General features: G+C 65.2%; 15 protein-coding genes. 2 read left to right on the top strand and 13 right to left on the bottom strand.

Annotated elements, in window-relative coordinates:
- Positions 1-4 precede the first annotated feature (4 nt).
- The 4 genes from ACPT9U_RS08480 to ACPT9U_RS08465 all read right to left on the bottom strand — a co-directional run bounded on the left by ACPT9U_RS08480 (position 5) and on the right by ACPT9U_RS08465 (position 4,776).
- Positions 5-676 carry a LutC/YkgG family protein gene (locus ACPT9U_RS08480; RefSeq protein WP_418362851.1) on the bottom strand — a complete coding sequence of 224 codons (672 nt, stop codon included), beginning with the start codon at positions 674-676 and terminating at the stop codon, positions 5-7.
- Between the two features lie 23 nt (positions 677-699).
- Positions 700-2,139 (bottom strand): LutB/LldF family L-lactate oxidation iron-sulfur protein, encoded by a 1,440-nt coding sequence (locus ACPT9U_RS08475; protein ID WP_435750587.1) that lies wholly within the window; start codon positions 2,137-2,139, stop codon positions 700-702.
- Positions 2,136-2,969, bottom strand: coding sequence for a (Fe-S)-binding protein (locus tag ACPT9U_RS08470; RefSeq protein WP_435750586.1), 834 nt, complete (start codon positions 2,967-2,969; stop codon positions 2,136-2,138). Before ACPT9U_RS08470 ends, ACPT9U_RS08475 begins: the two co-directional genes overlap by 4 nt.
- Before the next feature lie 106 nt (positions 2,970-3,075).
- Positions 3,076-4,776: an L-lactate permease gene (locus tag ACPT9U_RS08465; protein ID WP_418362854.1), complete on the bottom strand. Its 1,701-nt coding sequence runs from the start codon at positions 4,774-4,776 to the stop codon at positions 3,076-3,078.
- Positions 4,777-5,103: 327 nt separating this feature from the next.
- Between ACPT9U_RS08465 and ACPT9U_RS08460 the strand changes: the two genes are divergently transcribed.
- Positions 5,104-5,874: a GntR family transcriptional regulator gene (locus ACPT9U_RS08460; RefSeq protein ID WP_418362855.1), complete on the top strand. Its 771-nt coding sequence runs from the start codon at positions 5,104-5,106 to the stop codon at positions 5,872-5,874.
- Positions 5,875-5,977: 103 nt separating this feature from the next.
- On the opposite strand, the gene ACPT9U_RS08455 is transcribed toward ACPT9U_RS08460, so the two are convergent.
- The 5 genes from ACPT9U_RS08455 to ACPT9U_RS08435 all read right to left on the bottom strand — a co-directional run bounded on the left by ACPT9U_RS08455 (position 5,978) and on the right by ACPT9U_RS08435 (position 13,154).
- Positions 5,978-7,189, bottom strand: a complete 1,212-nt coding sequence (locus ACPT9U_RS08455) for a lytic murein transglycosylase (RefSeq protein WP_435750585.1) — start codon at positions 7,187-7,189, stop codon at positions 5,978-5,980.
- Between the two features lie 90 nt (positions 7,190-7,279).
- Positions 7,280-9,280 carry a M1 family metallopeptidase gene (locus ACPT9U_RS08450; RefSeq protein WP_435750627.1) on the bottom strand — a complete coding sequence of 667 codons (2,001 nt, stop codon included), beginning with the start codon at positions 9,278-9,280 and terminating at the stop codon, positions 7,280-7,282.
- A 194-nt stretch (positions 9,281-9,474) separates the two neighbouring features.
- On the bottom strand, positions 9,475-10,683 hold the full coding sequence (locus ACPT9U_RS08445; protein ID WP_435750584.1) for a ChaN family lipoprotein: 1,209 nt from the start codon (positions 10,681-10,683) through the stop codon (positions 9,475-9,477).
- A gap of 90 nt (positions 10,684-10,773) precedes the next feature.
- On the bottom strand, positions 10,774-11,559 hold the full coding sequence (gene ugpQ / locus ACPT9U_RS08440) for a glycerophosphodiester phosphodiesterase (protein ID WP_435750583.1): 786 nt from the start codon (positions 11,557-11,559) through the stop codon (positions 10,774-10,776).
- A complete protein-coding gene (locus tag ACPT9U_RS08435; protein ID WP_435750582.1) occupies positions 11,556-13,154 on the bottom strand; it encodes an NYN domain-containing protein in 1,599 nt (532 codons plus the stop codon). The genes ugpQ and ACPT9U_RS08435 overlap by 4 nt, the downstream gene beginning before the upstream one ends.
- Before the next feature lie 199 nt (positions 13,155-13,353).
- Between ACPT9U_RS08435 and dksA the strand changes: the two genes are divergently transcribed.
- Positions 13,354-13,779: an RNA polymerase-binding protein DksA gene (gene dksA, locus ACPT9U_RS08430; protein WP_435750581.1), complete on the top strand. Its 426-nt coding sequence runs from the start codon at positions 13,354-13,356 to the stop codon at positions 13,777-13,779.
- Between the two features lie 162 nt (positions 13,780-13,941).
- On the opposite strand, the gene pnp is transcribed toward dksA, so the two are convergent.
- The 4 genes from pnp to rbfA form a co-directional block, all read right to left on the bottom strand.
- On the bottom strand, positions 13,942-16,041 hold the full coding sequence (pnp, locus tag ACPT9U_RS08425) for a polyribonucleotide nucleotidyltransferase (RefSeq protein ID WP_435750580.1): 2,100 nt from the start codon (positions 16,039-16,041) through the stop codon (positions 13,942-13,944).
- Between the two features lie 230 nt (positions 16,042-16,271).
- Positions 16,272-16,541: a 30S ribosomal protein S15 gene (rpsO, locus tag ACPT9U_RS08420; protein WP_002926549.1), complete on the bottom strand. Its 270-nt coding sequence runs from the start codon at positions 16,539-16,541 to the stop codon at positions 16,272-16,274.
- A 78-nt stretch (positions 16,542-16,619) separates the two neighbouring features.
- Positions 16,620-17,597, bottom strand: a complete 978-nt coding sequence (gene truB / locus ACPT9U_RS08415; protein ID WP_435750579.1) for a tRNA pseudouridine(55) synthase TruB — start codon at positions 17,595-17,597, stop codon at positions 16,620-16,622.
- On the bottom strand, positions 17,587-17,991 hold the full coding sequence (gene rbfA, locus ACPT9U_RS08410) for a 30S ribosome-binding factor RbfA (protein WP_435750578.1): 405 nt from the start codon (positions 17,989-17,991) through the stop codon (positions 17,587-17,589). The genes truB and rbfA overlap by 11 nt, the downstream gene beginning before the upstream one ends.
- Positions 17,992-17,994 lie beyond the last annotated feature (3 nt).

The following is a 17,994-nucleotide window of genomic DNA, read 5'->3' as shown; positions in this document are numbered from 1 at the left end:
ACGCTCAGGCGTCCTCAAGGATCAGGACCAGCAACTCCTTTGGCCCATGTGCGCCATAGGCAAGCGTTTGCTGAATATCGGCGGTTTTTGAAGGCCCCGACACCAGCAATGCGTTGGTCGGCAGTCCCGCGGCCCAGTTGTGCTCGTGCATGAAGTCGTGGAAGTTGTCCCGCACCTCGCTCGCGTTCAGCAGCGCGATATGAAAGGGCGGCACCAGACTCATCAGTCGCGGCTCCTCAGGCGTCGGCCAGAGCACAAGGCTGCCGGTCGCGGCGATCCCGCCGAGCGTTCCCGTCAAGCTGGCCGGGGTATGGAAGAAGAGTTCGTCTTTCCACTCTTCCACCGGTCGATCGTAGGCCTTCAGACGAATCGCGCACGGACTCGACGCAAGGTGTTCGGCGAGCTGCCGCCCGTGGGCGGTGGCGGGCGAAACAAGCAACTCGCCGATTCCCCGCGCCACGAGCGCCTCGACCACCCGCGCAGGCCACCCGGCGCGGGTGCTCAACTGTGTTTCGCCATGGACCGCCTCGAGCATCTGCCGAAGGCGTGGTATGCGGGCTTCGTCGCTGTACCGCCACGGCTCCGTGAGCAGGTCGATATCGTAATCATCGGCAACCGGCGTCGTACCCTGAAGGCTACCGCGCAGCTTGCCCAGTATCCGTTGCTTTGCATTCATTGCGTCCATGCTCCCCAGATCGCTCATTGGTCGCCAAGGTGCTCACGGGCGAGTTCGTGAAGGGTGCGCGGCGCAAGCTTTGGCGCGCTGCGGTGCTCGGTCCATGGGCCGATGCTGTCGGGCATCAGCCCCCTCATCCGCGTTCCGGCGTACATCGCTGCCCGGTACAGCGCAGGCGAAGTGTTGAGCGTGCGCCAGGCCTTCCAGATCATCGTCTCCCTCTTCGAGTACTTGGCGCCCTGGCCGCGCATGTGATGCGGCGCCTCCGTCGGCGGCCGTACCGCCTCCTCGCGCAGCCGGCGCAAGAGGGAGGGGATCGGGATCTTGACCGGGCATACCTCTCCGCAGGCGCCGCACATCGACGACGCGGTAGGCAGGTCACGGGTGGTCTCCAAGCCAAGCATGTGCGGCGTGACGATCTTGCCGATCGGCCCCGGATACACGGTTCCGTAGGCGTGGCCTCCGATACGGGTGTAGACCGGGCAGTGGTTCATGCATGCACCACAGCGGATGCAATTGAGCGTCTGACGCAGTTCGCCGTCTGCGAAGGCCTGGGTGCGGCCGTTGTCGAGCAGCACCAGATGCACTTCCTGCGGGCCGTCGAGCTCGTTCGCCTTGCGCGGGCCGGAGATCATGTTTACGTAGGTCGTGATCGCCTGTCCGGTTGCCGAGCGTGTCAGCAGCGACAGCAGCGGGATCACGTCACGCAGGTTCTCGACCACCTTCTCGATGCCCGTCACTGCGATATGGACCGGCGGCACCGTGGTCGACATGCGGCCATTGCCCTCGTTCTCGACCAGCAGCAGGGTTCCAGTCTCCGCAATGGCGAAGTTGACGCCCGAGACGCCGATGTCGGCCTCGAAGAAGTTGCGGCGGAGGGTTTCGCGACCGATCTGGATCAGGCGGTCCACGTCTTCGGTGTAATCGACGTTCAGCCGTTCGTGGAACAGCTTAGCGACCTGCCCCGCATTGAGGTGGATCGCCGGCATGATGATGTGGGCGGGCTTCTCTTCGCGCAGTTGGACGATGAACTCGCCCATGTCGGATTCGAGGCAGTCCACGCCACGCTCGCCAAGGTAATGGTTCATCTCCATTTCCTCGGACACCATCGATTTGCCCTTGATCACCTTCTTCGCCGCATGACGTTCGGCGATACGGTGCACGATCGCGTTCGCCTCCTCGACCGTCTCGGCCCAATGAACCTGCACGCCGTTACGGGTGAGGTTGGCTTCGAGGCGCTCGAGCAGATCCGGAAGCTTCGACAGCGCCCGCGCCCGCACCCGGTTACCGAAAGCCCGCAGGCGCTCCAGTTCGTCGCCATCGGGGAACTGGCTGCGACGCTTGTCCATGAGAAAATCCATCGCACCCCGAAAGTTGCGCCGCAGTTGCGGATCGGCGAGCGCTTCGCGCGCGTTGCGCTTGAAGGCGATCGGCATCGCGGGGGTATCGGCCAGGCCGTTCATGTCGCACCTCCCTTGCGCGCAGACGCAGTACGGCGCAGCAGGAAGCTCGCCAAATGCTCGCCGCGCAGCGCATCGCCCTGCTTTTCGAAGCAACCGTTGATATTCAGCAGACAGCCGCAATCGGCGCTGACCACCTCGGCCGCGCCCGAACCTTTCAACGCGGCCGTCTTGTCCTTGACCATCGCGCCGGAGATGTCGGGCATGCGCACGCTGAAGCTTCCACCGAATCCGCAGCATTCGCTTTCGTGGTCATGATCGACCTGCTCGACACCCGGGAGCTGTGCCAGCAGCGCCCGCCCATGCACATGCGTATTCATCTCGCGCCGCGCCGAACAGGAGGTGTGCAGCGCCACCTTGACCGGCACACCGATGTCTTCGAACTCGACCTTGCACACTTCAAGCAGGAACTCGGCTAGTTCGAAGGTCCGTACGGCAAGCGACTCGACCTGTCTCAACGTCTGCGGCTCGTCCTTGAACAGCTCGAAGTAGTGGTGACGGAACATGCCGGCACAGGAGCCGGACGGGATCACCACCGGCCAGTCACCACCGAACAGTGCGAGCTGCGCCCGCGCCACCTCACGCGCCTCGTCGGTATAGCCCGAGGTGTACGCGGGTTGGCCACAGCAGCTCTGGCCCTGCGGGAAATGCACCTTGATACCCTCGCGCTCAAGCAGGCGGATGGCGTCCATCCCTGCACCGGGAAAGAACACATCGATCACGCAGGTGCCAAATAGATATACATCCGACGGTTTGGCGGGATAGCTGCGCGCTGCTTCGAGCGGAGGCGCCACACGCGTCGCGTTGGCAGGTACGAAGGACGGATGGCTCATGCGCTTCGGCTCCAGAAAACGATGCCCTTGATTGTGAAGCAGTCGCAGCGTCGCCGCGACTGCCGGAAACACTGATGGCGGGAGGCCATTCCGCCTCCCGTCACCTTCACCCCGCAGCGAGCAGCGGGTCGCTGACACCCAGCGCGTAGATCGCGATCATCGCGATCGCGCCGGTCATCAGCACGTAGTACACGGTCGGCCAGAACGTCTTGCGCAGGATTGCCCCCTCCCGGCCGAGCAGCCCCACGGTCGCGGAGGCCGCAACCACGTTGTGGATCGCCACCATGTTGCCGGCCGCAGCACCGATCGCCTGTACCGCCACGATCAGCGCCCCCGAAATACCCAGCGTGTTCGCAACCCCGAACTGGAACTGGCTCAGCATCATGTTGCTCACCGTATTCGAGCCGGCGATGAAGGCACCGAGCGCACCGACCGAGGGTGCCAGCAGGGGATAGACGTTGCCGACACTGTCGGCCACCCACTGCGCCATCGCGATCGGCATGCTCGGAAGATCTGCCGCATTGACGCCGGAGTTGATCAGGATGCGCACCATCGGCACGGTGAACAGCAGCACGAATCCGGCGCCAAGCAGCACCCGCGAGGACTCGCCCACCGCCTTCACCAGCGAGCGTGCATGCATGCCGTGCAGGAACACGGTGATCAACACCACTGCCACCAGGATCCCGCCAGGCAGGTAGAGCGGCTGAAAATTCGCACTCACGCCCTTCTCGCCAAGCAGATTGGGGAAATTGAGCACCACCGCCTTGAGCGCACTTCCAACCTCCGGGAACACACGACTCAACACCAGCAGCGCTCCCACCAGCACGTACGGGAGCCAGGCGCGGATTACGCCGATCTCGCGGTGTTTCGGCAGCGCATCGAGCTTCATCTCGACACTGCCCATCCATTCACTCGGCCACTCCTTTGCATCGGCGAAATCCCACGCCTTCTTCGGCACGAGGAAACCCGCACGCGCGGCCGTGGTGACGATCGCCAGACCGACGAGCCCCCCCAGCAGGGACGGGAATTCGGGCCCGAGGAAAACACCGGTGAATGCATACGGCACGGTGAACGCAACACCGGCGAAGAGCGCGAACGGCAGCACCTCCAGGCCAGCCTTCCAGCTCTTCTCACGCCCGAAGAAACGGGTCAGCATCATCGCCATGATCAACGGCATCACCGTGCCGACCAGCGCATGGATGATCGCCACGTTGCTGGTGATGAGCTGCAGGAACACCTCCCAGCTCGAGCCCCTGGCAGAAAGTTCGGCGCCGATGGTCGCCGTATCGAGCCCGCTATTCACGCCGATGATGATTGGCGTACCCACCGCACCGAACGACACCGGCGTGCTCTGCACCAGCATGCCCAGCAGCACTGCCGCCAGCGCCGGAAAGCCGATCGCCACCAACAGCGGTGCGGCGATCGCCGCTGGCGTGCCGAATCCCGACGCCCCCTCGATGAAGCAGCCGAACAGCCAGGCGATGATGATGGCCTGGATGCGGCGATCAGGGCTGATCGTGGCGAAGCCCGACCGGATCGCGGTAATGCCGCCGGAGTACTTGAGCGTATTCAGCAGCAGGATGGCGCCGAAGATGATCCACAGCACGCCCACCGTGATCACGAGCCCCTGGAGGGTCGAAGCCAGCACGCGATTGATGCTCATGTCCCAGGCGAAGAGCGCGATCAACGCGGTGACGACATAGACGAAAGGCATCGCCCGCTTTGCGGGCCAGCGCAGCCCGACAAGCAGGATCGCCGCAAGCAGGATGGGCGAGAACGCCAGCAGGGCAAGGGTTCCGGGCTGCATCCCTCACCCCCCCACAACCGTGCGGCAGCCAGCGTCCGCATCGAAGACTATCGTGACAAAAAATCGCATTTACTCTCCCCCTTCCCCTCAGAAGTCCTACTGGAAAATAGATAGTGGTCTTACCACTTCACCACGTTGTGACCTAGACTAGGGGAGCGACCGGAAGCTGTCAATGGAATTCATCAACTTTTCCGATAGCCACATAACTCGTATCCAGTACACCTCGCCCGCACGCAAGACGGCACTTGCCCTCCTCCCCCTGCGCCGCTAGATTCGGCAGCAGTTTTCGTCTCCCCGCACGAACGCAGTCCTCCACGGAACCCCCTGATGAAAGCCACCCCCTTGCAACAAAGAAGACTCTCTGACGACATCGTGGAGCGTATCGAAACCCTGATCCTCGAAGGCAGCCTGCGCCCGGGCGAGCGCCTGCCCGCCGAGCGTGCGCTGGCCGAGGACTTCGGCGTCTCACGTCCATCGCTCCGAGAGGCGATCCAGAAGCTTGTCGCACGCGGCCTACTGATCAGCCGTCATGGAGGTGGAACCTTCGTCAGCGACTCCTTGGGTTCGTCCTTCCGCGACCCGATGCTCGAGCTGCTGGAGAACAATCCGGAAGCCCAGCGCGACCTCATCGAGTTCCGCCACACATTGGAGGGGGCCTGCGCCTACTACGCGGCCCTACGCGCCACGGACCTCGACCGTCAGCGTCTGAAGGCCGCTTTCGAACGCGTGCAGGATTGCTACCTGCAGCAGGGGCGCGTCAGCCGCAGCGAGGAAGGCCGGACCGACGCCCTTTTCCATCTCGCAATCGCCGAGGCGAGCCACAATGCCGTGCTGTTGCACACCATCCGCAGTCTGTTCGATCTGCTCGAACACAATGTGGTGACGAACATCGGCGGCATGCTGCCGCTCGGTAGCGTGGTCCGCGACAGGCTGCTCGCGCAGCACGAGGCCCTGTACCGCGCAATCGTCGACGGCCGGGCCGACGACGCGCGGCGCAAGGCCTCGGAACACCTCGATTACGTACAGGAGGTCCTCGTCGACACCCTCGACGAGGCGAAGAGGATCGAGCGCGCCAAGCGCCGCCGCGAGCCCGCCTGAGCGCTGCGGGTCCATTCAGATCCCGCCCATGCTACCGAGCGGCATCCGGATCCGTGCCGGTGCCCCTGTCAAGCCACGGCTCGTCCGGATCAAGCCGCCGGGCTTAGCGCACGCCCTCGGAGCGCACCCGCAACGCCTGCAGTGCGCGTTGGCCGGCACGCCCTGAAAGCTCCAGTCCCAGCCGCGTCTGCTCGAGCTTGAGCGCATCGCGCGTGCGCGCGCCGATCATCCCGTCCACTTCGCCAATGTCATGGCCCCGTGAGATCAGCAAGGACTGCAGTTCGCGCCGCTCGGCGCGCGAAAGCCCGGGGTCCTCGGTGGGCCAGGGCGTCACGAAAGGCCGGCCGCCGCGCAGGCGGTCGGAGAGATGCGCAATCGCAAGACCGTAGCTTTCGGCAGCGTTGTAGGAATACAGCGCATCGAAATTGCGCGTTATGAGGAAGGCCGGCCCTGCCTCGCCGGCCGGCAGGAGCAAAGCCGCTTGCGTTCCAGCAGCCGGCATGGGGCGACCATCCAGGCGCTTCACTCCGCGCGCAACCCATTCCGAAACCGCACGCTTGTTCTTGCGCCCGGCGTCGGACACCTTCATCCCGGCCGGCAAGCCAACCTCGAATCCCCACGGCAGATCGCTGCGCCAGCCCGCTCGCTTGAGGAAGTTCGCGGTCGACGCCAGCGCATCCGGTACGCTGTCGACCAGGTCGCGGCGCCCGTCGCCATCGAAGTCGACCGCCAGGCGCATGAACGTCGAGGGCATGAACTGCGTATGCCCGAATGCACCCGCCCAGGAGCCGGTCAGACGCTCGGGCGCAACATGGCCTTCCTGGACGATCTTGAGCGTGGTGATGAACTCGCCGCGGAAGAAGGCTTGCCGCCGCCCGAAGCAGGACAGTGTGGACAGGGAGCTCAACAGCGGCCGGCTGCCGAAGTTGCGCCCGTAGTTGCTTTCCACCCCCCACACGGCAACCACGGTGGCGCGGTCGACGCCATACTCGGCCTCGACACGCTCCAGCACGGTCTTCCACTCGGAGAGCATCGCGGCGCCGTCGGTGACACGCTCTTCGTCCACCAGCGCGGCGAGGTAATCCCAGATCGGCGTGACAAATTCCGGCTGGGCGTCCAGAAAGCCAAGCACGGCCATATCGGGCGCCAGATCGGCGATCTGCGCATCGAACACCTCTTCGCGCACCCCTTGGCGGATCGCCTCGCCGCGCAGATCCGCGACACAGGACTTGAACGCCACCTCATCTGCGGCGACGGGTGCAGAGACGGCCAGGGTCGAGAAGGCTGCGACAAGCAGGAGCGAACGGGAGAGCATGGTTCTGTCAGCGAAAGGCGACTATCCGGGCGAGCAGTCTACCATCGCGCACCACCGGGATCCGGCGTGCGTATCTGCCGGCCGCGCAACTCAACGCTCCACCTTGACCATCCGCCCAGGCGCCACCCACACGCCACGCTCGAGAAGCTTCGCACCGTCGAACACCAGCCAGCTCTGGCCACCGTAGTGGGGCAACGGGCGCACGAGCGCCTCAAGTGCCGCCGCGTCCTGCCCGGCCACCACCGCCAAGGGCGGCCCTTCCGTGCGCCGGACGGTCCACACGCGTGCGCTTCCTCCAGCCGGCATGCCCTCGACCTGTGTCGGGAGCCCCGCCTGCGCCAACGCGCGCTCCACTGCAGGCACAGTGCCGATCAGCAGCACCGGCCCGCCGTCGACATGTAGGGCCTCGAAGCCCGCGATCACGGCCTCCCGCTCGAACAAGCGCTGCGCCAGCGCACGCGCTGCAGCGGAGATCGCGGCCTCCGGGAGGCGCACCGCTGCGTTCACCCCAAGGCCCCCCGGTAAGGCAAGCGCATCGGCAAGCACGAGGCGCGGCTGGGGTGCGACGATCCATTGCCGCAGGATGGGCGGCAGCTGCTCGGGTTCGGGCACGCGCCAGAGTCGCAGATCGGGATCAAGGCTGAGCGTTTCAGGCACGAAGGGCAGATCGATGACGGCCTCGGCGCGGGTCTCCGAGAGGCCCACCGAACGTGTGCTGGAGAGATCACTGGCACTTGCACGAACCTCCAGACGCAGCGCATACGCCGGCGCAGGTTGCGTAAGCACGAGGCGGACGCGCGCATCGCGCCCGGCCTCAACAGCCCGTTCCAGCCACGCGCGCTCGATGCCGGGTGCAGCCCCCCCTCGGCGCTCCAGCCACTGGCGGAAGAATCCCTCGAGAGAACGTCCCGCGGCCCGCTCGAACGCAGCGCGCAGATCCTCCCAGCCTGCAGTGCGGAAGCGGTGCTGCGTCCAGAAACTACGAATCGCATGCGAAAACGCCTCCGCGCCGATCTCATCCTCCAGCATCACGAACAGCATCGCGGCCTTGCCATAGCCAATCGCAGCGGCAGCCCCATGGGTGCGGGACCGAAACTCCGCAAGCGGCGCGTGCGCGTCTGCCGGTAGCGCAGCAAAATCTCGTATCCACCCCAGGCGCATCTCCCGCGCCTGGGCCGCGGAGTCGTCTACCCGGTACGCGTAGTCGGCCATGAAGGTGGTCAGGCCCTCGGACCAGTTTCCACGTGCGTAATCCACCATGACCCCGTTGCCCCACCAGTTGTGCAGCACCTCATGACCAAGAGAGGTGGCACGGATAAAAGGCAGCCGCAACACCTGTTCCCCGATGTAGGTCAGCGTCGGCATGCCGAATCCGGTGGGAAGCGGGCTCGCGACCACGGAGAACTCGGTGAAGGGATAGGCGCCGATGAGGCCCGAATAGCGCTCGATGTAGCGCTGGCTGTCCGCAAGATAGCCATCGGCGAGCCCGGGCTCACCGTCCAGCGCAGGCGGGAAGTAGGTGCGCAGTCGCAAGGGGCGCCCGTCGTCCTGCGCGACGGTTCGCTCACGTACCGTCCAGGGGCCGGCCATCAGGTCGATCCCGTCCGTCGGATGCTCAAAGACAAAGTGGGCACGATAGACGCCATCGGCGGGGGCCGGCAAGCTTTCCTCCACCAGGCGCCCCGGCACCAGCGCTCGCTGCGCGCCACGCACACGGAGGTTCACCGCATACGAGAACAGATCCGCCGGACGGGGATACCACGCGCTCCCCGCCGAGAGGTAACTCCCCTGTGGTGAGGCCATCGGCGGCATCGATTGCAGTACGCCACGATGATCGCGCGCCTGCTCGAGCGCGGGCAGCGTACCCGCATAGTGCAACACCAGCGCCTCGCCCGCGGGGTTGTCCAACGCCCAGGCACGCAGCGCCCCGCGCGCGCCAAGCAGACGGACCTGCAGCGCTCGTGCCCCCGCCTGCGCCGACACCGGACGCAGTGACTCATGCAGGACGAAGCGAAAGTGCGCATCCTCTGCAAGCCACTCAGCCTGCACGGCGATCTGCCGTGTGGCCGGGTCCAGTTCCACGTCCAGCATCAACTGACCGGCGGCAATCGGCCGCGCCACACCGGACGCCGGAATGGACAGGCAAAGCAAAGCCGTGGCGAGCAAGGCAAACCTGCGCCACAGGCCGCTCGCGAAATAGCGATTCATCGTTCTCCCCCGATCACTGACCTCCCGCACGAATCACACATCCCACACTTCCGGCACGGCCGACCCAAACTCCGCGCTCAACCCTCGGGCGGGAAGCGGATCACCACGTCAATACGCCTACCGTCGCGTTGCACGACCAGCGGCAACCACGTGCCGGAAGGCTGCTCGCGCACAGCCGTCACGAGTTGCCGGGAGGTGCGTGCGGGCCGCCCCGCGGCCTCCAGGACGACATCGGCCGCCTTCAGCCCACTGCGCTGCGCGAGACTCCCCGATCTGACCTCACGCAAACGCACCCCGCCCTCCACCTCCTCCAGCCACACGCCCAGACGGGGTGGCGGTGGAGGTGCAGTGCGTTCACTATCCACGGCAAAAACGGCGTCCGCCAGGCCGGATGGCAGGCTGGCACACGGAACGCCTGCAGGTACCGGCAGGAGTTGCCCGATGCTGTACTCCCCCAGGTCGCGCAGTTGATGCGCCACGCCATACCCAAAACGGACGTGTCCGCTACCGAGGATGCCGACGGCAAGCGGCAGGCTGCCATCGGCCGCGGCATGGCGACGGCGCCCCTCCAGCAGCGCCTCGGCCATTGCACGGTCCCAGTTCAACTGGGAGTCCACGAAGTTGCGGAAGGCACGCTCACCCTCCGCCTCCAACTTGTCTTCGTCGCGCGCCACCGCGTGGTGGCCGTGCACTTCACGCAGGAAGGCCATGTAGTCCGGCACCGGCTCGGCCGGGCGCCCCACCCCCTCCAGTTCGGACGCGTCCATCGCCGCCCGACCGCGTTCCGCGATCCCGCGCGTTACCGATGCATCCACATTGAGGGCCAGCATCGGGATGCGGTGCAGGCGAGCGAAATGGAAAAGCGGCAGATACAGTTCTGCCGGCATGCTCCACACTTCGTCCCACTCACTCAGGGAAAGGAACTCAGCCTCGCCGAGTTCTCCAGCCACCCAGCGATCCAGCACCGCCTGCGCCCGGCGAGGAAACATTTCGAAGCCGATGACCATGTGCGGACGCTGGGCGTGCAAGGCTGCAAGGGTATGCAACTGCCAGCGATGGTGATCCATGTCGTCGTGCTGCTCGCCAAGGAGGACGACGTCGCGCTGCCCCATGGCCATCAGCAGACCGGTCGGCGCCACCAGCTGTGGTGTCGCGCCGTCGACACGTGCCCAGTTGCCGGGCGCCAGACAGGCGGTTTGCTCGGACGCCACCGCAGCCTGCGCAGACAGGGAGATCAAAAGGGCCGCCGAGAGCACGACTGCCCCCAGACTTGAACGAGCACGCATGATGAGTATCCGGGAGATGGCAACCACCGGTAGAGCGAGCCGGATCCCCGCGAGTTCCGCACTACCCGGATGCAATGCCCGGCAACAGGCTCAACCCGGGAAGTGATCGACCCTGTCGGTGATCAGGCCTTCGAGGCCGAGTGCCGCCAGGCGGGCCGCCTCGGCATCCGTGTTGACGGTATAGGCCAGCCGGCGGAACCCGGCCTCAGCGACCGCCTTCGCAGTCTCCTCGTTCCACGCCGCCTGCGCGGCGACGATGGCGACGCAGCCCAGACGTGCAGCGCAACTGCGCCAACCCGGCACCAGTCGTTCGCAGAGCAAGGCCCTCGGCACCCCGGGCGCAGCGCTCGCCGCCGCCGCGAGCGCGGGTAGCGAAAAGGAGCTCAGCAAGGGGGGCGGTGCCGATCGCCACTGCGCACGAAGCACCTCACCTACACGCCGGCCTGTGCGCTCTTCGTCACCGGGCGCAGGCTTGATCTCGACATTCAGCATCCAGCCATGCGCCTCGCACTCCTGAATGACCCCGGCGAGCGTCGGGAGCCTCTCGCCCGCGTAACCCGGCCCGTGCCAGCTGCCCGCATCGAGCCTGGACAGGGCCGCCCAACCGAACTCGACCGCAGCACCATGGCCATCGGTCGTGCGTTCCAGCAGATCATCATGGAGCAGGAACACTTCGCCGTCAGCGCTCAGGCGGGCATCACACTCGAACATGCGAAAACCATTCGCCGCACCCGCACGGAACGCAGCAATGGTGTTCTCAGGCGCCAGCAACCCTGCACCCCGATGCGCGATCCAGCGCGGATAGGGCCATCCGCCCCGCGTTTCGAGCGCGCCGGGGCGGGCCTCGCCGTTCGGACTGCGATCGCCGGGGGTCACTCCGCCGACTCGGGCTTCGGCTTGCGCGTGCGCCGGGGCTTCGATGCCCCCTTACGCCCGCCACCACCAACTGTTTCATCGCTGTCCGCCTTGGTGGCAACGACCGCCAACTGAGACGAGGCGTGCACCTCCACCTCGGCCCCGTTCCCATGCTTCACCGCGGCGGGCGAGGACGCCGACTCCGCCGGCTGATCAGCAGGGCCAGAGGCCTTGGCCTTCTGCGCCCGCCCGGTCTCCTTCTTTGTCCCTCTCGTCCCCTTTTGCGCCCTTGATCCCTTCTCACCCTTCACAGCGGCTGCGCCTGCAGGCGAACTGTCGGCCGCCGGAGGGTTGTCGGCCTTGGCCGGTGCCACGAGGGGCGCATCGGTTTCAGCCACGGCGGCACGGGCGCGCCGCCCGCGGGAAGAGCGGGCGCTCGACGGGGCAGGCGGCATCGTGCGAGCAGGCTCCTGCCCCTCCCTATCCGCCGGAACGGCTGCACTGGCTTCCGTCGAGGAGGCAGCAGCCTCTTCGACGCGCAGGCCGGTTGGCACCTCCGCTGCCGCTGAACCCTCGACAAGGGCAACTTCCGCCAAAACCTCGGTAGGCGTTTCGGGCCTGGCTGCAGCCCCGCGGCTACGCGAACGACCACGACGCGCCCTGCCCGCTCCCTCTGTCGCCTCGCCGTTATCGCTCGCAGCCTGCGCCTCCGCGGGTACGCACCCCGCCTGCGCGGCCGCTGGCGACTGGCGTTCCGATGTCGCGTATGTTGAATCGGAAACAGCACCTCCAGTGCTGGGAGCACGACTCACATACGTACCCGACTTCTCGTCACGGCCAAGCTCGAGCAAACGGCGCGTCTGCGCTTCTTCGAGCAGGTTGCCGAAGGCACGGAAGCCAAAGTAGCTCTCATTGAAATCGGGCTTGCGGCGCTTGATTGCCTCCTTGAGCATCGACGCCCAGATCTTGCCGCTTTCGCCGCGCTCGGCCAGCAACGCTTCGAAGGTTTCGACCGCAATATCGATCGCCTTGGCCCGGCGCACCTCGAGCTCCTCGCGCCCAAGCTTCTCTTCCTCCGCCGAGCGCCGACTCCCCGACACGGCATCCCGCGCCTCGCGCTTCGCGGCATTGCGCTGGCTGTCACGCACGAGGTCATCGTAGAAAATGAACTCGTCACAGTTGGCGATCAGCAGGTCCGAGGTCGACTGCTTGACCCCTACGCCAATGACCTGCTTCGCGTTCTCCCGCAGCTTGGAAACCAGCGGGGAAAAATCAGAATCGCCACTGATGATCACGAAGGTATCTACGTGCGACTTGGTATAGCAGAGGTCCAGAGCATCGACCACAAGCCGGATGTCCGCGGAATTCTTCCCCGACTGCCGCACGTGGGGAATCTCGATGAGTTCGAAGTTCGCCTCATGCATGGCGGCCTTGAAACTCTTGTAGCGATCCCAGTCGCAATACGCCTTCTTGACCACGATGCTGCCCTTCAGCAGCAAGCGTTCGAGCACGCGCTTGATGTCGAACTTCTCGTACTTCGCATCGCGCACACCGAGCGCGACGTTCTCGAAGTCGCAGAATAGCGCCATGCTCACGCTGTCCGAGGAAGAGGCCATGAGAATCTCCGGTTCAAGTCAGCCGTGATGTTAAGCCCTGCCTCCCCGCCACACCAGTCGGGCCCGCACGGGTCGCCCCCAAAATCACGCTCCCACGGCTGACCTGCTGCAGATCGTCGGCGGATCTTCGGCTTGCTGCCTCAAGCCGATTCTGCTATTAAGTCCGCTCCCTTCATTGACCATCTACGGAAGCTGATCCATGGCCGACGATACCCTGCACAAGCAATTCCCGCCCTACGTCCCAGCCGCTGGCGAGGAGTACATGAGCGAGAAGCAGCTGGCCCACTTCCGCGAAATCCTGAATTCGCTCAAGGCCGAGCTCGTGGATGACATCGAGCGTACGGTCCATACCATGCAGGACGAAGCCACTGTCTTTGCCGACCCCAACGATCGCGCGAGCCAGGAGTCCGACATCGCTCTCGAACTGCGCAACCGCGACCGCGAACGCAAGCTCATCAAGAAGATCGACGAGGCGATTGGCCGCATCAACGAGGGCGAATACGGCTATTGCGACAGCTGTGGCGTCGAGATCGGTCTCAAGCGCCTGGAGGCGCGACCGACCGCAACAATGTGTATCGATTGCAAGACGCTCGAGGAAATGCGCGAACGCCAGGTCGCCAAATAAGGCACGACTGGCTTCACCATCGACAAGGGGCGCCGAGGCACCCCTTTTTTCAAGTCTTCAGGCCGCGCCGGCCGAAGCTAGCTGGGATTCAAAACGAAGAAGGACGCCGAGGCGTCCTTCTTCGTTTCTACGGCGTGCAGCGGATGACCCGCTGCCACCTCATCACGCGGCGCTGTCGTTCAGCAGGGCCTTCATGCTGAGACGGATCTTGCCGCGCTCATCGGTCTCGAGCACCTTGACGCGCACGACCTGACCTTCCTTGACGTAGTCCGACACGTTGTTGACGCGCTCGTTGGCGATCTGCGAAACGTGCAGCAAGCCGTCGCGGCCCGGCATGATGTTCACGATCGCGCCAAAGTCAAGCAGGCGCACCACAGGACCTTCGTAGACCTTGCCCACCTCGACTTCGGCGGTGATCGCTTCGATCTTCGCCTTCGCGGCCTGGGCTCCCTCGGCGCTGACCGACGAGATCTTGATCGAACCGTCATCCTCGATCTCGATCACCGTACCCGTCTCTTCCTGCATCGCGCGAATCACCGCACCGCCCTTGCCGATCACGTCGCGGATCTTCTCGGGGTTGATCTTCATGTTGATCATGCGCGGAGCGTACTCGGACACCTCGCCACGGCTGCTGCTCAGAGCCTGCTGCATCAGACCGAGGATGTGCAGGCGGCCTTCCTTGGCCTGCTCCAGCGCGGCGTGCATGATCTCCTTGGTGATGCCCTGGATCTTGATGTCCATCTGCAGGCCGGTGATGCCGTTCTCGGTACCGGCGACCTTGAAGTCCATGTCGCCAAGGTGGTCCTCGTCGCCCAGGATGTCGGTCAGCACCGCGAAGCGGTTACCGTCCTTGATCAGGCCCATGGCAATGCCGGCGACGTGGTTCTTAAGCGGTACGCCGGCGTCCATCATGGCGAGAGAGCCGCCGCACACCGAGGCCATCGACGAGGAACCGTTGGATTCCGTGATCTCGGAAACCACGCGCACGGTGTAGGAAAACTCTTCCGCCTTCGGCAGCATGGCGACGAGCGAGCGCTTGGCCAGGCGGCCATGGCCCACTTCACGACGCTTGGTGATGCCGAAGCGGCCGGTCTCGCCGGTGCAGAACGGCGGGAAGTTGTAGTGGAGCAGGAAGCGCTCCTTGTACTCACCAGCAATGGCGTCGATGATCTGCTCGTCGCGGCCCGTGCCCAGCGTGGCCACGACCAGCGCCTGGGTTTCGCCACGGGTGAACAGCGCCGAGCCGTGGGTACGCGGCAGCACGCCGGTGCGGATCTCGATCGGACGCACCGTGCGGGTGTTACGGCCATCGATGCGCGGCTCGCCATTGAGGATGCGGCTGCGGACGATGCCCGACTCGAGGTTGAAGAAGATGTCCTTGATCTCGTTGACCGAGGGTGCGTTCTCCACGCCTTCGGTGAGCTGGCCGATCACGCGCTTGCGGATCTCGGACAGACGGGCCGAGCGCTCCTGCTTGCTGGTGATGCGGAAGGCCTCCTCCATCTCGCCCTTGGCGAGTTCGTTGACCTTCGCGATCAGCGCCTCGTTGGCGGGCGGCGCCTGCCAGTCCCACTCGGGCTTGCCGGCAACCTCGACCAGTTCGTTGATGGCCTGGATGGCGGTCTGCATCTGCTCGTGACCGAACACCACGGCGCCAAGCATCACGTCTTCCGCCAGTTCCTGGGCTTCGGACTCAACCATCAGCACTGCGGTCTGGGTGCCTGCCACAACCAGGTTCATCTGGCTGGACTGCAGTTCGGTGGCAGTCGGATTGAGGACGTACTTGCCATCCAGGTAACCGACGCGCGCGGCCCCGACCGGGCCGTTGAAGGGCAGACCGGAGATCGCCAACGCGGCCGAGGCACCGATCATCGCCGGGATGTCGGAATCGATCTCTGGGTTCAGCGACAGCACGGTGACGATAACCTGGACTTCGTTCATGAAGCCTTCAGGGAAGAGCGGGCGGATCGGACGATCGATCAGGCGCGAGGTGAGGATTTCCTTCTCGCTCGGACGACCTTCGCGCTTGAAGAAGCCACCGGGGATACGGCCCGCAGCGTAGAACTTCTCGACGTAGTCGACGGTGAGCGGGAAGAAGTCCTGGCCCGGGCGGGCTTCCTTGGCGCCAACCACGGTGGCCAGCACCACGGTCTCGTCCATGTTCACGATGACGGCGCCGCCGGCCTGGCGGGCGACCTCGCCGGTTTCCAGGGTGACGGTGTGGGCACCGTAGGCGAAGGTTTTCTTGATTGCGGTAGGCAAGGTTCTTTTCCTTATTCGATGGATGCAGCGAACTACAACTGCTTGTGGCGGGCTTTCCAAGGCGGAGGCCAGAGCACCGCGAAAAGACGGGCCCGGACAGGTCGGTCGATGCAGGATCTGCGTGCGGGAAGCCTGTATGGCAAAAAGCCGGTGAGGCCGCAGGGGCACACACCGGCTTTGCTGGCTTACTTCGCCCTGATCGGCGCTGTCTGGCTCGTCATGGACGGCAATTACTTGCGCAGGCCCAGACGCTCGATCAGATTGCGGTAGCTGTCAGCGTTGCGGCCTTTCAGGTAGTCCAGCAGCTTGCGGCGCTGGCTAACCATCTTCAGCAGGCCGCGGCGGGAGTGATGATCCTTGCCGTGAGCCTTGAAGTGGGGGGCAAGCCCGTTGATGCGGGCGGTCAGGAGTGCAACCTGGACTTCCGGCGAGCCGGTGTCGCCCTGGGCGCGCTGGAAGTCGGAGACGATCTGCGACTTGGATGCGGTATCAAGAGCCATGTGTGTCTTTACTCGTGTTTTTCTGCCAATCAGAAGCGCCGGATTATACCCAAAAGCGTTCGACGAATTCAATCGAAATCACGCATTTGCGGCGAGCTTGTCGCCGCAGGTCGCGATCAGCCGCTTCGCGGCAAGCCGTCCGTCGTGCTGCCGCGCGGCCAGGCCGAGGAAACCCTGGGGTCCGAATACCCGCAGCACGCCCTCCCCCCCTTCAAGGCCGAGCTCGAGAACCCTGCCCTGCAGCAGCGCAATCGCGCCGGCCTGGTCAAGGTCCAGTCGCGGGAACTCGGCAACCAGGGCGTCCACCGGTGCCAACAAGGCCTCGCGGCCGGCGTCCGCCGTCGCTTCGAGCGCCGCGAGCGAGACTGCCCCCTGCAGCGTGAAGCGACCGATTCCGGTACGCCGCAGCGCGGTCAGATGCGCGCCGCAGCCCAGCGCAGCGCCAATGTCCATGGCGAGGCTGCGGATGTAGGTGCCCTTGCTGCAATGAACGCGAAGGCGGAAGCGGTCGCCCGCGAAGTCGAGCAGATCGAGCGCGTGGATCGTAACCTGGCGCGCTTCGCGCTCGAGCTCGATGCCCTCGCGTGCGTATACGTACAGCGCCTTGCCGTCGCGCTTGAGCGCCGAAAACATCGGCGGCACCTGTTCGATCGGACCGCGAAAGCGCTCCAGCACACGCTCAAGCCGGGCCCGATCTACAGCGACCGGGTGCGTCGCGAGCACCCTGCCCTCGGCATCGCCGCTGTCCGTTTCCACCCCGAGCAACACGTCGGCCTCGTAGGTCTTGTCGGCATCCAGCAGCATCTGCGAGAACTTGGTGGCCTCACCGAAGGTGAGCGGCAGCAGGCCGCTCGCCATCGGGTCCAAGGTGCCGGTGTGGCCAGCCTTGGCGGCATTGAGCAAGCGACGCGCCGTCTGCAAGGCACCGTTCGAGCTCACGCCCTGCGGCTTGTCGAGCAGAAGCACACCGTCGACCTGGCGACGGGGGATCTTGCGCTGTATCTGACGCGGACGTCTCGCCGGCGTGGCTGCCTCCACCACGGAATCAGCGCCCATCCCTGTCGTCGGCGCCATTGCCTTCACCCTCGTGCCGCGCTTCGTCGTCCTTGACCACCGCATCGATCAGCTGGGAGAGACGCGAGCCCTCTTCCACCGAGCGGTCGTAGTGAAAATGCAGTTCCGGGATGGTGTGGATGCGGATGCGACGGCCGAGCTCACGCCGCAGGAAGCCACTGGCGCGGCGCAGACCCTGCAGGATCTCGGGCACGTCGTCCTCGCCAGTCATGTTGGTGAAATACACCTTGGCATGGGCGTAGTCGGGCGTGATCTCGACGTCGGTCAGGGTAATGAAGCCGACACGTGGATCCTTGACTTCGAGCCGGATCAGCTCCGCCAGCTCGCGGCGGATCTGCTCCACCACGCGCTGGCTGCGGGAATACTCCTTGGGCATCGC

Origin of the sequence: Thauera sp. AutoDN2 (assembly GCF_051280715.1) — a bacterium.
GTDB lineage: Bacteria > Pseudomonadota > Gammaproteobacteria > Burkholderiales > Rhodocyclaceae > Thauera.
The sequence above is the reverse complement of the archived record's forward strand: the minus strand, read 5'-3'. Positions and strand labels throughout refer to the sequence as shown.

Coding starts and splice junctions, on each gene's coding strand:
- ACPT9U_RS08470 (WP_435750586.1), bottom strand. CDS start 2,969: ATGAGCCATCCGTCCTTCGTACCTGCCAACGCGACGCGTGTGGCGCCT.
- ACPT9U_RS08445 (WP_435750584.1), bottom strand. CDS start 10,683: ATGCGTGCTCGTTCAAGTCTGGGGGCAGTCGTGCTCTCGGCGGCCCTT.
- dksA (WP_435750581.1), top strand. CDS start 13,354: ATGGCCGACGATACCCTGCACAAGCAATTCCCGCCCTACGTCCCAGCC.
- ACPT9U_RS08475 (WP_435750587.1), bottom strand. CDS start 2,139: ATGAACGGCCTGGCCGATACCCCCGCGATGCCGATCGCCTTCAAGCGC.
- ACPT9U_RS08465 (WP_418362854.1), bottom strand. CDS start 4,776: ATGCAGCCCGGAACCCTTGCCCTGCTGGCGTTCTCGCCCATCCTGCTT.
- ACPT9U_RS08460 (WP_418362855.1), top strand. CDS start 5,104: ATGAAAGCCACCCCCTTGCAACAAAGAAGACTCTCTGACGACATCGTG.
- ACPT9U_RS08435 (WP_435750582.1), bottom strand. CDS start 13,154: ATGGCCTCTTCCTCGGACAGCGTGAGCATGGCGCTATTCTGCGACTTC.
- rbfA (WP_435750578.1), bottom strand. CDS start 17,991: ATGCCCAAGGAGTATTCCCGCAGCCAGCGCGTGGTGGAGCAGATCCGC.
- ACPT9U_RS08480 (WP_418362851.1), bottom strand. CDS start 676: ATGAATGCAAAGCAACGGATACTGGGCAAGCTGCGCGGTAGCCTTCAG.
- ACPT9U_RS08450 (WP_435750627.1), bottom strand. CDS start 9,280: ATGCTGGACGTGGAACTGGACCCGGCCACACGGCAGATCGCCGTGCAG.
- truB (WP_435750579.1), bottom strand. CDS start 17,597: ATGGGCGCTGATTCCGTGGTGGAGGCAGCCACGCCGGCGAGACGTCCG.
- rpsO (WP_002926549.1), bottom strand. CDS start 16,541: ATGGCTCTTGATACCGCATCCAAGTCGCAGATCGTCTCCGACTTCCAG.
- ACPT9U_RS08455 (WP_435750585.1), bottom strand. CDS start 7,189: ATGCTCTCCCGTTCGCTCCTGCTTGTCGCAGCCTTCTCGACCCTGGCC.